This is a genomic window from Streptomyces sp. AM25 (assembly GCF_058146165.1).
Map to the genome: position 1 here is coordinate 1 of NZ_JBKIWN010000056.1, position 15003 is coordinate 15003.

Below are 15003 nucleotides of genomic sequence, written 5' to 3' on the forward strand. Positions count from 1 at the left end.
TGGTGGCGCTGCACTTGGCGGCTCAGGCGCTGCGCTCGGGCGAGTGCTCGCTGGCCCTGGCAGGCGGTGTGACGGTGATGTCCACCCCGAACACGTTCGTGGAGTTCTCCCGGCAGGGTGGACTGTCGGCAGACGGGCGTTGCCGTTCGTTCTCGGATGCCGCGGATGGTGTGGGCTGGTCCGAGGGTGTGGGCATGCTGGTGCTGGAGCGCCTGTCCGATGCCCGCCGTCACGGTCACCGCATACTCGCCGTGGTGCGTGGTTCTGCGGTGAATCAGGACGGTGCGAGCAATGGTCTGACGGCGCCGAACGGCCCGTCCCAGCAGCGAGTCATCCGCCAGGCCCTGGCCAGTGGTGGTCTGTCGACGGCCGATGTGGATGTCGTGGAGGCGCACGGTACAGGGACGACGCTGGGCGATCCCATCGAGGCCCAGGCACTGCTGGCGACGTACGGCCAGGACCGTGATCCCGAACAGCCGTTGTGGCTGGGCTCGATCAAGTCGAACATCGGTCACACGCAGGCTGCGGCCGGTGTGGCAGGCGTGATCAAGATGGTGATGGCGATGCGGCACGGCGTACTGCCGCGCACGCTGCACGTCGACGCGCCGTCTTCACATGTGGACTGGTCCGCCGGCGCAGTGGAACTGCTGACACAGGAGCACGCCTGGCCGGAGGGAGCTGGACCGCGACGCGCGGCCGTGTCGTCCTTCGGTATCAGCGGGACCAACGCCCACGTGGTCCTGGAACAGCCCGAGCCCGTTCCGGCTCGCACAGAGCAGTCGACTGTCGGCGGAGTGGTGCCGTGGGTGCTGTCCGGCAAGTCGGACGAGGCACTCCGTGCTCAGGCCGCCCGACTGCTGGCCCGTATGACGCAGCAGACTGAAACGCGGCCGGTGGACGTCGGCTGGTCGCTCGCCACCGAACGGTCGGCGTTCGCTCATCGTGCGGTCGTGCTGGCAGCCGACCCGGACGACTCCTTGCGCGGCCTGTCCGCCGTGGCCGCCGGGGAGTCCGTGCCGGGCGTCGTCGAGGGTGTGGTGCACAGCGGTAAGTGTGCGTTCCTGTTCTCCGGCCAGGGCTCGCAGCGGCTCGGTATGGGGCGTGAGCTGCATGCACGCTTCCCGGTGTTCGCGCAGGCCTTCGACGCGGTGTGCGCGGAGCTGGACGAGCACTTGGAGCAGCCTGTCCGTGACGTCATCTGGGGCGATGACGCCGATCTGTTGAACCAGACCGTGTTCGCCCAAGCGGGTCTGTTCGCCGTCGAAGTGGCTCTGTTCCGTCTCCTGGAGTCGTGGGGTGTGCGTCCCGACGTCGTGGCAGGGCATTCCATCGGTGAGGTGGCGGCGGCCCACGTGGCCGACGTGTTCACCTTGCGTGACGCGTGCAAGCTGGTCGCGGCACGCGGCCGTCTGATGCAGGCGCTGCCGGCCGGTGGCGCGATGCTCGCTGTGCAGGCGACGGAGGCCGAAGTCCTGCCGCTGCTGGGTGAGTCCGCCTCCGTCGCCGCCGTCAACGGCCCGTCCTCCGTCGTGGTCTCGGGCGCCGAGGAGGCCGTACTGAAGCTGGGTGCCCACTTCGCAGAGCAGGGCCGCAGGGTGACCCGTCTTCGCGTCTCCCACGCCTTCCACTCGCCGCTGATGGACCCGATGCTGGACGACTTCCGCACAGTCGTCGCAAACCTCTCGTTCGCGCACCCCGCCATCCCCGTCGTCTCGAACCTCACCGGCGCGCTGGCTGCGTCAGGCCTGCTGTGCTCTCCCGACTACTGGGTGAACCACGTCCGCGAAACCGTCCGGTTCGCCGATGGCGTCCGCGAATTGACCGGACGCGGCGTGACCTCGTTCGTCGAGCTCGGCCCGGACGGCGTGCTCGCCGCCATGGGCCGGGAGACCGAGCCGGACGAGGCCGTGTTCGTTCCCGTCCTGCGCAAGGACCGGTCCGAAGAGGTGACGGCGCTGGCCGCACTGGCGCAGTTGCACGTCCGTGGCGTGCGGGCCGACTGGCAGGCCCTGTTCACAGGGACCGGTGCGCGGAGCGTGGATCTGCCGACCTACGCCTTCCAACGCCGGCGGTTCTGGCCCGCGGTCCTGCCGACCCGCGCCGGAGAGGTGCGTTTCGCCGGTCTGAGCGCGGCGGGACACCCGATGCTGGGGGCGGCAGTCGAACTGGCCGGTGACGAAGGGGTCCTGTTCACCGGCCGCTTGTCGGTCGAATCCCACCCGTGGCTGGCCGACCACATGGTGCAGGGCACCGTGCTCGTCCCGGGCACCGGCTTGCTCGAACTGGCGATCCGTGCCGGTGACGAAGTCGGCTGCGACGTGGTGGAGGAACTGACGCTCGCAGCGCCCCTGGTGCTGCCGGGGCAGGGCGGCCTTCGGATACAGGTGCGCGTCGGGATGCCGGACGCGTCCGGGCGACGTGCCCTGAGCGTGCACTCGAGGGCGGAGGACCGGCAGGACGGCCCTTGGACCGAGCACGCTGCGGGCATGCTGGCCACCGGCGTCGCCGAGCCGATGGCCTTCGACGCGGTGGAGTGGCCGCCGCCCGGTGCCGAACCGATGCCTGTCGACGGTGCCTACGAGCGGCTGGCGCAGACGGGCTTCGGCTACGGGCCGGTGTTCCAGGGGCTCCGGGCCGCCTGGCGGTGCGGCGACGAACTGTTCGCAGAGGTCGCCCTGCCGGACCGGGCGAAGGACGATGCCGGACGGTTCGGCGTGCATCCCGCTCTCCTGGACGCTGCGCTGCACGTCGGAATCCTCGCCGCCGACCGCGGCGAGATGGTGATCCCCTTTGCATGGGACGGCGTGTCACTGCACGCGGTGGGCGCGTCGGCGGTACGCGTGCGGCTGACGCGAACCGGCGAGGGGTCCCTTTCGCTGGCCGTCGCCGATGTGACGGGCCGACCGGTGCTGTCGGTGGAATCCGTGGCCGGACGCCCGGTCTCCGCCGAGCAGTTGGGGCAGGTACGCGCAGTGGACCAGCCCCTGTACGCCATCGAGTGGTCTGCCGTTCCGGCACTGCCCGTTGCCGAAAAGGGCTTCCCTTCCTGGGCCGAGTGGGAGGACCTGCCCGAGTCCGGTCGGGTCCCGGACGTGGTGCTGCTGGACTGCCGCAGCACGCAGCCGGCGGGGGACGCGCCTTCCGGGGTGCGTGCGGTCACGCACCGGGTGCTGGAAGTGGTGCAGTCGTGGCTTGCCGACGAGCGGTTCGCCGACTCGCGGCTGGCCGTGGTGACGCGCGGTGCTGCTGCCCTCGGAGACGGCACGGACGTGGTGCAGGCGCCGGTGTGGGGACTGATGCGTTCCGCCCAGTCCGAGAACCCGGGGCGTTTCCTGCTCGTCGACATCGACGAAGGCGCCGAGCTCGACGTGGCGTTGACGGCCGTCGCCTCGGGCGAACCGGAATCCGCAGTGCGGGGAGGCGAGTTCCTCGTGCCACGGCTTGTGCGCCTGGCACACGAGCAGTCCGACGTGAGCTTCGACCGCGACGGCGCGGTGCTCATTACCGGTGGTACTGGTGGTCTGGGCGCGGTCGTTGCCCGGTACCTGGCCGGCGAGTGTGGTGTGCGGCACTTGGTGCTGGTCGGCCGCAGGGGCTTCGAGGCTCCGGGAGCGCTGGAGTTGGCGGCGGAGCTGGCCGGGCTGGGTGCCGAGGCCGACGTGGTCGCCTGCGATGTCTCGGACAGGGACGCATTGGCCGGCCTGGTGGACGGGATCGTGGCCGTGCGTCCGCTGACCGGCGTGGTGCATGCGGCCGGCGTGGGTGACAACGGTCTGGTGACCGCTCTGACGCCGGAGCGTGTCGATGCGGTGCTGGCGCCGAAGGCCGATGCGGCCTGGTATTTGCATGAGTTGACCCGTGGGATGGATCTGTCGGCGTTCGTGCTGTTCTCGTCGGTCGGTGGTCTGGTGCTGACCGCAGGCCAGGGCAATTACGCGGCGGCAAACGTCTTCCTCGACGCTTTGGCCGTCCAGCGGCACGCCGAAGGCCTGCCCGCGACCTCCATGGCCTTCGGCCTCTGGGACGCGGGCGCCGGAATGGGGCAGGCCCTCGGCGAGGTCGACCGCCACCGCATGGCGGCCCAGGGCGTCCCCGTCCTCGCCTACGAGACCGGGCTGGCACTCTTCGAGGCGGGACTTCACTCCTCCCGGCCCTCCATCGCCCCGATCCGCGTGGACACCGCCGCCCTGCGCACCCGCACCGACGAGATCCCCGCCCTGCTGCGCGGCCTGGCGCCGGGCCCCCGGCGCGCTCGTGCGGCCCAGGACGAGGCCGCCGCGGGCACCCTGGTGCAGAGGCTCCCCGGACTGACTGCGGGCGAACGGCACCGCACCGTGCTTCAGACCGTCCGCGCCGAGGTCGCCTCCGTCCTCGGCCACGCCTCCGTCGAGGCGGTCGAACCCGAACGCGCCTTCCAGGAGCTGGGCTTCGACTCCCTCGCGGCGACCGATCTGCGCAACCGGCTCAACACCCTCACCGGCCTGCGCCTGCCGGCCACCCTCGCCTTCGACCACCCCAACGCCCTCGCCGTCACCGACCACATCATCGCCCTGACCGGTGCCGGCACCGACGACACGGACACCTCCCCTGCACCGTGCACGGCGGGTGAGCGTCGCCTCTCCGACGACGAGCCCATCGCGATCGTCGGCATGGCCTGCCGCTACCCGGGCGGCGTCACCAGTCCCGAGGAGCTGTGGCAGCTGGTGGCCGACGGCGTGGACACCGTGTCGGAGCTGCCGTCCGATCGCGGCTGGGACATCGACGGCCTCTACGATCCCGAGCCCGGCAAGGAGGGAAAGAGCTACACCCGGCGCGGCAGCTTCCTCCACGACGCCGCCGACTTCGATGCTGCCTTCTTCGGCATCTCGCCCCGCGAGGTGCTGTACACCGACCCGCAGCAGAGGTTGCTGCTCGAGACCTCCTGGGAGGCGCTGGAACGGGCGGGCATCGCCCCCGCCTCCCTCAAGGGCAGCCAGACCGGCGTTTTCGCGGGCGTCATGTACCACGACTACGGCCTGGGCGCGAACCCCTCCGGCACCAGCGGCGGCAGCGTCGTCTCCGGCCGTGTCTCGTACGCGCTCGGTCTCGAAGGCCCTGCGGTGACGGTCGACACGGCGTGCTCGTCCTCGCTGGTGGCACTGCACCTGGCGATCCAGGCACTGCGCTCGGGCGAGTGCTCGCTGGCCCTGGCCGGCGGTGCGACGGTGATGTCGACGCCGGGCATGTTCATCGAGTTCAGCCGCCAGCGCGGGCTCTCCGCGGACGGTCGCTGCAAGGCGTTCGCCGGGGCTGCCGACGGCGTCGGCTGGTCCGAGGGCGTGGGCGTCCTGCTCGTCGAGCGCCTGTCGGACGCCCTGCACAACGGACATCGGGTCCTGGCCGTCGTGCGCGGCTCCGCGGTCAACCAGGACGGCGCGAGCAACGGTCTCACCGCGCCCAACGGCCCCTCCCAGCAGCGCGTGATCCGCAGGGCCCTGGCGGCTGCCGACCTGTCCGGGGCCGACGTCGACGTCGTGGAGGCACACGGTACCGGCACGACCCTGGGTGACCCGATCGAGGCCCAGGCGCTGCTGGCGACGTATGGCCGGGACCGGCCGGAGGAACTGCCTCTGCTGCTGGGCTCGGTGAAGTCCAACATCGGCCACACGCAGGCCGCGGCCGGTGTCGCGGGCGTCATCAAGATGGTCATGGCGATGCAGCACGGCTTCCTGCCCCGCACCCTGCACGTGGACGAGCCCTCGCCGCACGTGGACTGGTCCGCAGGCGCCGTGGAGCTGCTGACGGAGGCCGTGGCCTGGCCGGAGACCGGTCGCCCGCGCCGTGCCGCCGTCTCGGCGTTCGGCATCAGCGGCACCAACGCGCACGTCGTGCTGGAACAGGGACCGCAGCAGCCGGGCGGGCCCGCGCCGGAGCCCGGAGTGGTGGCCGCCCCCGACTGGTCGGCAGTGCCGTGGCCGGTGTCCGCAGCGACCCCCGAGGCCCTGCGGGCCCAGGCCGAACGCCTGCTGGAGTTCGTCGAGGCCCGGCCGGAGCAGACCCCCCTGGCCATGGCCCGTGCCCTCGCGACGACCCGCACCGCCCTGGAACGCCGAGCGGTCGTGGTCGGCATGGAGCGCGACGAACTGCTCGACGGGCTGCGGGCGTTGGCACGGGGCGAGTCCGCGCCCGGCGTGTTCACCGCGATCGCGCGCAGCGGTCGGCCGACGGCCTTCCTGTTCTCGGGACAGGGCTCGCAGCACCTGGGGATGGGGCGCGAACTGCACGCGGCGTACCCGGTGTTCGCGGACGCCTTCGACGCGGTGTGCGCGGGGCTCGACGAATACCTGGAGAGGCCTGTCCGAGACGTCGTCTGGGGCGAGGACGAGAACCTGTTGAACCGGACCGCGTACGCCCAGGCCGGACTGTTCGCGGTCGAGGTCGCCCTCTACCGGCTCCTCCAGTCCTGGGGCGTGAGCCCGGACTTCGTGGCAGGCCACTCGGTCGGCGAGGTGGCGGCTGCGCATGTGGTCGGCGTGTTCTCGCTGGCTGATGCGTGCAAGCTGGTTGCGGCACGCGGCAATCTGATGCAGGCGCTGCCCGCCGGTGGCGCGATGCTCGCTGTGCAGGCGACGGAGGACGAGGTCCTGCCCCTGCTGGACGCATCCGTGTCCATCGCCGCCGTCAACGGCCCGTCCTCCGTCGTGGTCTCGGGTGCCGAGGAGGCCGTACTGAACCTGAGCGCCCACTTCGAGGAACAGGGCCGCAGGACGAGTCGGCTGCGGGTTTCGCACGCCTTCCACTCGCCGCTGATGGACCCGATGCTGGACGACTTCCGCACGGTCGTCGAAGGGCTGTCGCTCCAGGCGCCCCGTGTTCCGGTCGTGTCGAACGTCACCGGAGAGCTCGCCGACGGGGAGCAACTGTGCTCTCCGGAGTACTGGGTGAGGCACGCCCGCGAGACCGTCCGCTTCGCCGACGGCATACGCGCCCTGCGGACACTGGACGTGACCCGGTTCCTCGAGCTGGGGCCCGAGGCCGTTCTCACCGGCATGGTCCATGACTGCTCGGGTGATGCGGCGGACGCCGTCCTGGCGGTGCCGGTGTTGCGCCGGGACCGGGCTGAGGCGACCACACTGGTGGGCGCCGTCGCCCGGCTCCACGCCTGCGGAGCAGCCGTGGACTGGCGGGCATTCTTCGCCGGGACCGGCGGGCAGCACGTGGATCTGCCGACGTACGCCTTCCAGCGGCAGCGCTACTGGCTGGACGCCGCAGGCCCACTGGCCGACCTGGGGTCGGTCGGCGTGGGACCGGCCGGCCACCCGCTGCTGGGCGCGGCCGTAGAACTGGTGAGCGCGGACGGCCATCTCTTCACGGGCAGGCTCTCCCTGGACTCGCACCCCTGGCTGGCGGACCACACGGTGCTCGGCCACGTGCTCGTGCCCGGCACCGGGCTGCTCGACATGGCTGTACGGGCCGGCACGCAAGCGGGCTGCGGCACGGTGGAGGAACTCACGCTGGCCACGCCGCTGATGCTGCCCGGACAGGGCGGCGTGCAAGTGCAGGTGTGGGTCGGCGAGCCCGACGGATCCGGCCGCCGGGCCGTGACGGTGCACTCCCGACCGGACGACGGGCACGAGCGGGCGTGGGAGTGTCACGCATCCGGTTTCGTGAGCCCTGGCCCGGCGGGCTCCTCCGGCGCGTTCGACCTGAGCGCGTGGCCGCCTGTCGACGCGGAGCCGGTGCCAGTGGACGGTGCGTACGAAGGCTTCGCGGAGGCTGGCTTCGGCTACGGGCCGGTCTTCCGAGGACTCCGCGCCGTATGGCGGCGCGGCGACGAACTGTTCGCCGAGGCGGCACTGCCGGACGAGGTGCAAGAGGACGCCGAGCGGTTCGGGCTGCACCCTGCGCTCCTGGACGCCGCGATGCACGCGGCGATCCTGACGAGCACGGGTGACACGGCGATCCCGTTCGCCTGGAACGGCGTCTCGTTGCACGCCGCAGGCGCATCGACCGTACGCGTGCGGCTGACGCGGGCCGGAGACGGAGGACTGTCGCTGGCCGTCGCCGACGCGGCGGGCCGGCCGGTGCTGTCCGTGGCGTCGATGGTGAGCCGCCCCGTCACCGTGGAACAGCTGGACGCGGGCAGCCCGGCGGGCGAAACCCTGTACGCGATCGAGTGGTTGCAGCTCCCGCCGCGGCCGATGGACGCGATCGAGCTCTCCTGGACGGCCTGGGACGGGATCCCGGAATCCGGTCCGGTTCCGGATGTGGTCCTGCTGGACTGTGGTGCGCAACTCGACGCGGACGTCCTGTCCGGCGTGCGTACGGTGGTGCACCGGGTGCTGGAAGCGGTGCAGTCGTGGCTTGCCGGCGAGCGGTTCGCCGGTTCCCGGCTGGTCGTGGTGACGCGCGGCGCAGTCGACCTCGGCGAGGAGATGCGTCTGGAACAGGCTCCGGTGTGGGGGCTGGTGCGTTCTGCTCAGTCCGAGAATCCGGGTCGTTTCCTGCTCGTCGACATCGACGAAGGCGCCGCGCTCGACGTGGCGTTGACGGCCGTCGCTTCGGGCGAACCGGAATCCGCGGTGCGCGGGGGCACGGTGTGGGTGCCCCGTCTCGCCCCCCTGACGCCCGGGGAGTCACCGGTGCGCTTCGACCGCGACGGCACGGTGCTGATCACCGGCGGTACGGGTGGTCTGGGCGCGGTCGTCGCCCGCTACCTGGCCGGCGAGTGCGGTGTGCGGCACTTGGTGCTGGCCGGCCGTCGGGGCGTTGAGGCGCCGGGAGCGCAGGAGTTGGCGGCGGAGCTGGCCGGGCTGGGCGCTGAGACCGACGTGGTCGCCTGCGATGTCTCGGACAGGGATGCACTGGCCCGTCTGATCAGCAAGATTACGTCGGTCCGTCCGCTGACGGGTGTGGTGCATGCGGCCGGCGTGGGCGACAACGGTCTGGTGAGCGCCCTGACGCCGGAGCGTGTCGATGCGGTGCTGGCGCCGAAGGCCGATGCGGCCTGGTATTTGCATGAGTTGACTTGTGGGATGGACTTGTCGGCGTTCGTGCTGTTCTCGTCGGTCGGTGGTCTGGTGCTGACCGCGGGTCAGGGCAACTATGCGGCGGCGAACGTCTTCCTCGACGCTTTGGCTGCTCGGCGGCATGCCGAAGGCCTGCCCGCGACCTCCCTGGCCTTCGGCCTCTGGGACGTCGGCTCCGGCCTCGGACAGTTCATCGGCGATGTCGACCGCACGCGCATGGCTACCCAGGGCATCCCGGCCCTCGCCTACGAGACCGGCCTGGCCCTCTTCGCGGCAGCCCTCCGCACGGACGCGGCCGCGGTAGTCCCCATACACGTGGACACCGCCGCGCTGCGCTCCCGCACCGACGAGACCCCCGCCCTCCTCCGCGGCCTCGCGCCCGTGATGCGGCGGGCCGCCACGATCGCCGCAACACCCACGGCAACGCTGGCGGAACGGCTCGCGGGCCACACCGCGGGGGAGCAGCATCGCGCGGTGCTGCACGCCGTGCGCGCCGAGGTCGCTTGCGTCCTCGGCCATGCCTCCGCCGAGGCGATCGAACCCGAACGCGCCTTCCAGGAGCTGGGCTTCGACTCCCTCGCGGCGACCGATCTGCGCAACCGGCTCAACACCCTCACCGGTCTGCGCCTGCCGGCCACCCTCGCCTTCGACCACCCCAACGCCCTCGCCGTCACCGACCACATCACGGCAGAGCTGTGGCCCGACGCGGCCTTGGGCGACGACGGCGCAGGAACGGGCGAGGAGAGGATCCGGCAGGCTCTGAACTCCATCCCGACCAGCCGGCTGCGTGATGCCGGGCTGGTGGACAGCCTGCTCGAACTGGCGGAGATCCGGGTCGTACCGTCGGGCTTGACGACGGAGGACGTGGACGCCCACGACGGCGACACCCTGGCCGCCCTGCGGGCGCAGAACCGCAAACTGTCCGCAGCCCGGCAGGAACCGATCGCCATCGTCGGCATGTCCTGCCGCTACCCGGGCGGCGTCACGAGCCCCGAGGAACTGTGGGAGCTGGTGACATCCGGCAGCGACGCCATCACCGCCTTCCCGCGCGACCGCGGCTGGGACCTCTCCGCGCTCCGCGACCCGAACGCCGCGCACCCGGACGCCTACTACACCCGCGAGGGCGGATTCCTGGACGGAGCAGCCGAGTTCGACCCCGGCTTCTTCGGGATCTCTCCGCGCGAGGCTCTCTCCATGGACCCGCAGCAGCGGCTCACCCTCGAACTTTCCTGGGAGGCCCTGGAACGGGCCGGTATCGACCCGGCATCCCTGCGCGGCAGCCGCACCGGCGTGTTCGCCGGTGTGATGTACCACGACTACCCCGGCAGCGACGGCAACGGCAGCGTGGTGGCCGGCCGCGTGTCCTACAAGCTCGGCCTGGAAGGCCCCGCAGTCTCGGTCGACACCGCCTGCTCGTCCTCCTTGGTCGCCCTGCACCTCGCGGCCCAGGCCCTGCGCCAGGGCGACTGCTCCCTCGCCCTGACGGGCGGGGTCACGGTGATGGCCACCCCGGGAGTGTTCGCCGAGTTCGGGCGTCAGGGCGGACTCGCCCCCGACGGGCGCTGCAAGTCCTTCGCCTCGGCCGCCGACGGCACCGGCTTCGCCGAAGGTGCCGGCTTCCTCGTGGTGGAGAGGCTGTCGGACGCCGTCCACAACGGACACCCCGTGCTCGCGGTCGTCCGCGGCTCCGCGGTCAACCAGGACGGCGCGAGCAACGGCCTCACCGCACCCAACGGCCCCTCCCAGCGCCGAGTGATCCGACAAGCCCTGGCCAACGCCCGCCTGGCAGCCGACCAGGTCGACGCCGTGGAGGCACACGGCACCGGCACCACCCTGGGCGACCCGATCGAGGCCCAGGCCATCCTGGCGACCTACGGCCAGGACCGCCCCGCCGAACGGCCCCTGTGGCTCGGCTCGGTGAAGTCCAACATCGGCCACACGCAGGCCGCGGCCGGTGTCGCGGGCGTCATCAAGATGGTCATGGCGATGCAGCACTGCTCCCTGCCCAGCACCCTGCACGTCGACGAGCCCAGCCGCCAGGTCGACTGGACGGCCGGAGCCGTCCGGCTCCTCACCGAGTCCCGGGAGTGGCCCGCCGGGGCCCGTCCGCGCCGTGCGGGCGTATCGTCCTTCGGCATCAGCGGCACCAACGCCCACGTCCTGATCGAATCCGCACCTGCGTCGTCAGAGCCGGATGCACCGGCCGCGCGCCCGGCCCCGGTCGTGCCGTGGCTGCTGTCCGCCACGACCCCGGAAGCCCTCCGGGCACAGGCCGTACGCCTGCTCTCGCACGTCACCGCAGCCCCCGCGTGCCGCCCCGTCGATGTGGCCTACTCTCTCGGCACGACCAGGGCGGTACTCGAACACCGGGCCGCCGTCGTGTCCGCCGACCGGGACGAACTCGTGGCCGGACTCGGCGCCCTGGCACGCGGGGAGCTGCCCGCGGGCACGGGCACCGCAGGACCGGTGGCCTTCCTCTTCACGGGCCAGGGCGCGCAGCGCTCCGGCATGGGGCGTGAACTCCACGCCCGCTTCCCGGCGTTCGCGGAAGCCTTCGACGCCGTGTGCGAAGGGCTGGACGCACATCTGGACCAACCGGTCCGTGACGTCGTCTGGGGCGACGACGCCGACCTGCTGAACCGGACCGTGTACGCCCAGCCGGGCCTGTTCGCGATCGAGGTGGCGCTGTTCCGGCTGCTGGAGTCGTGGGGCGTGAGCCCGGACTTCGTGGCAGGCCACTCGATCGGCGAGGTGGCGGCCGCGCACGTGGCGGGGGTGTTTCCCCTGGCCGACGCCTGTGCGCTCGTCACCGCCCGGGGCCGGCTGATGCAGGCGCTGCCCGCCGACGGTGCCATGCTTGCCGTGCAGGCCACGGAGGACGAAGTCCAGCCGCTCCTCGGCGACTTCGTGTCCATTGCGGCGGTCAACGCACCGGCATCCACCGTGGTCTCCGGTTCCGCGGACGCAGTGCAGCGGATCTGTGTGCACTTCGAGGAACAAGGACGGAAGACGACACCGCTGCGTGTATCGCACGCCTTCCACTCGCCGCTGATGGACCCGATGCTGGACGCGTTCGGCACAGCACTGGACGGCCTGTCGTTCCGGGCGCCCACGATCCCCGTGGTGTCCAACCTGACCGGCAGGCTCGCCACGCCCGAGGAACTGTGCTCGCCGGAGTACTGGGTCAGGCACGTCCGCGGGGCGGTGCGCTTCGCCGACGGCATCCGCACCCTGCACGAGCAGGGCGTGAGCCGGTACGTGGAACTCGGCCCGGACGGCATACTGTCGGCCCTCGCCGAAGAGTCCTGCGGGGATGACGCCGTGCTGGTGCCCCTGCTGCGGAAGGCCCGAGGAGAGGAGTCCACCCTGGTGGACGCCCTGGCCCGGCTGCAGGTGTCCGGGGTGAAGCCCGACTGGGCCGCGTTCTACGCCGGATCGGGCGCGCGACGCGTCGGCCTGCCGACCTACGCCTTCCAGCACCGGCGCTTCTGGCCCGCTACCACGGCCTTCGCCGGCGCGGTGGAGTCCGCGGGACTGAGGCCCGCGGAGCACCCGATGCTGACCGGGGCCGTGGAACTCGCCGGCTCCGACGGCTGCCTGTTCACCGGCAGGCTGTCGGTGGCCTCGCACCCGTGGCTGGCGGACCACGTGGTCATGGGCTCGGTACTGGTGCCGGGCACGGCACTGCTGGAACTCGCGGTGCGCACCGGCGACGAGGTCGGCTGCGACATGGTGGAGGAGCTCACGCTCGCCGCCCCCTTGCTGCTGCCCGGCCAGGGCAGCGTGCAGGTGCAGGTACGGGCCGGGGAACCGGACGCGTCCGGCCGCCGGGCCGTGACCGTCCACTCCCGGTCCGACGACGGCCACGACCAGTCGCCGTGGACCCTGCACGCGAGCGGAACCCTTGCGACCGGTGCTGTGGCCACAGCGTTCGACACCTCGGTGTGGCCACCGGAGGGCGCCGAGCCGCTGGACGTGACCGGCGTGTACGAGCACTTCGCCGACGCGGGCTTCGCCTACGGACCCGCCTTCCAGGGCCTGAGTACAGCCTGGCGACTGGGCGATGACATTTTCGCCGAGGCCGCGTTGCCGGACGACACGGAGGTCGGCGCGTTCGGCCTCCACCCGGCACTCTTCGACGCGGGCCTGCACGCGCTGGCACTCGGCGGCAGCGACCGTGCGGCCCCGGGCGGTGTGCCGTTCTCGTGGTCCGGGGTGTCGCTGCAGGCGACCGGTGCCTCAGCGGTGCGAGTGCGGTTGTCGCGCTCCGGCGAGGGCGTGGTGTCGGTGGCGATGACGGACGGAACCGGTGCACCGGTGGCCTCGGTCGAAGCCCTGGCGGTCCGGCCGATCAGTGCGGAGCAACTGCAGAACTCCGCCGCCGTGACCCACAACACTCTGTTCGCTCTCGGCTGGGTGCCGGTCCGGACGGCGGGCGCCGCCCCCGTGTCCCTGATACAGCTCGAGGAAGCTGCCGATGCCCTGGCCGGAGTGCCGGCGGAGGTACCGGACGCCGTGCTGGTGAAGCTGGCCAGTGCTGGTGACGGTGTCGTTGAGTCGGTGCACGCGACGGTGTCGCGCGTGCTGGGTCTGGTGCAGTCGTGGCTGGCGGAGGACCGCTTCGCGGCCTCCCGCCTGGTCTTCGTGACCCGAGGCGCGACGACCGGTGCCGACCTGGCAGGGGCGGCCGTGCGGGGGCTGATTCGGTCGGCCGCCTCCGAACACCCCGGCCGCTTCGGTCTGGTGAACCTCGAGGGAGACGACCAGACGTGTCGTGACGTGCTCCCGCAGGCCCTTGCTCTGGATGAGCCCGAACTGCTCATCCGGGAGGGCGAGGTGCTGGTTGCGAGGCTGGCCAGGACGTCTGCCCACGCCGGTCGGGCACAGTGGGACCCCGAGGGCACGGTCCTGATCACGGGTGGTCTGGGTGGTCTGGGTCGGCTGGTGGCCCGGCACTTGGTGGTCGAGCACGGGGTGCGGAGCCTGCTGCTTGTCAGCCGGCGTGGCATCGAGGTTGAGGGGGCTGCTGAACTCGTTGCGGATCTGGGGGATTTGGGTGCGGAGGTTGTCGTCGAGTCGTGTGACGTCGCGGATGCGGTTGCTGTTGGGAGTCTGGTCGGGCGGTATCCGGTGCGGGCTGTGATCCACATGGCGGGTGTCCTGGATGACGGCGTCGTCGCCTCGCTCACACCTGGGAGGCTGGCTGCGGTTCTGCGTCCGAAGGTGGATGCGGCGTGGAACCTTCACGAGGCCACGAAGGAGATGGACCTCGATGCTTTCGTCGTCTTCTCCTCCGTGGCGGGAACGCTGGGGAATGCCGGTCAGGCCAACTACGCGGCGGCCAATGCTTTTCTGGACGCCCTAGTGCAGCATCGCCGGGACCGGGGTCTGCCGGCCGTGTCACTCGCCTGGGGACCGTGGGCCCGGGGGAGCGGCATGACCGAGGGCCTCGGTGAGGCCGACGTCGAGCGGATGACGCGCGCCGGAATGCCCCCGCTGCGCCCCGATCAGGGGCTGGCCCTGTTCGACGTGGCGTTGGCGAGCGTGGAGCCGGCGGTGCTCCCTGTGCGCTTCGACTTCGCCGCGCTCCGCGCGCAGGACGGGATTCCGGCGTCGTTGCGCGGCCTGGTACGGGCGCGTGCACGCGGTATTGCCACGTCCGACGCGTCGGACGTGCTCACCCGGCGGCTGGCCGCACTGGGACAGGAGGAGCGGCGTGACGCGATGCTGGAACTCGTGTGCACGCAGATCGCATCGGTCCTGGGCCACACCGGGGCCGTGGACGTGGACCCGACGCGGGCGTTCCAGGGCCTCGGCTTCGACTCGCTGACCGCGGTGGAACTGCGCAACCGCCTCGGGACGGTGACGGGCCTACGGCTGTCGGCGACTGTGGTGTTCGACTACCCGAGTGCTGCGGCACTGGCGGACTTCCTGCTGGACGAGCTGTTCGGTGCGGAAGCCGTGACGGCGGCTCCGGTTCGTGCGCTGTCGTCGG

1 protein-coding gene is annotated in these 15003 nt (G+C 71.7%); it reads left to right on the top strand.

The genetic code is table 11. From position 1 onward, the window contains the following. On the top strand, positions 1-15003 hold a 15003-nt coding region (locus ACLHRZ_RS35025; RefSeq protein ID WP_490422667.1), incomplete at both ends, for an SDR family NAD(P)-dependent oxidoreductase.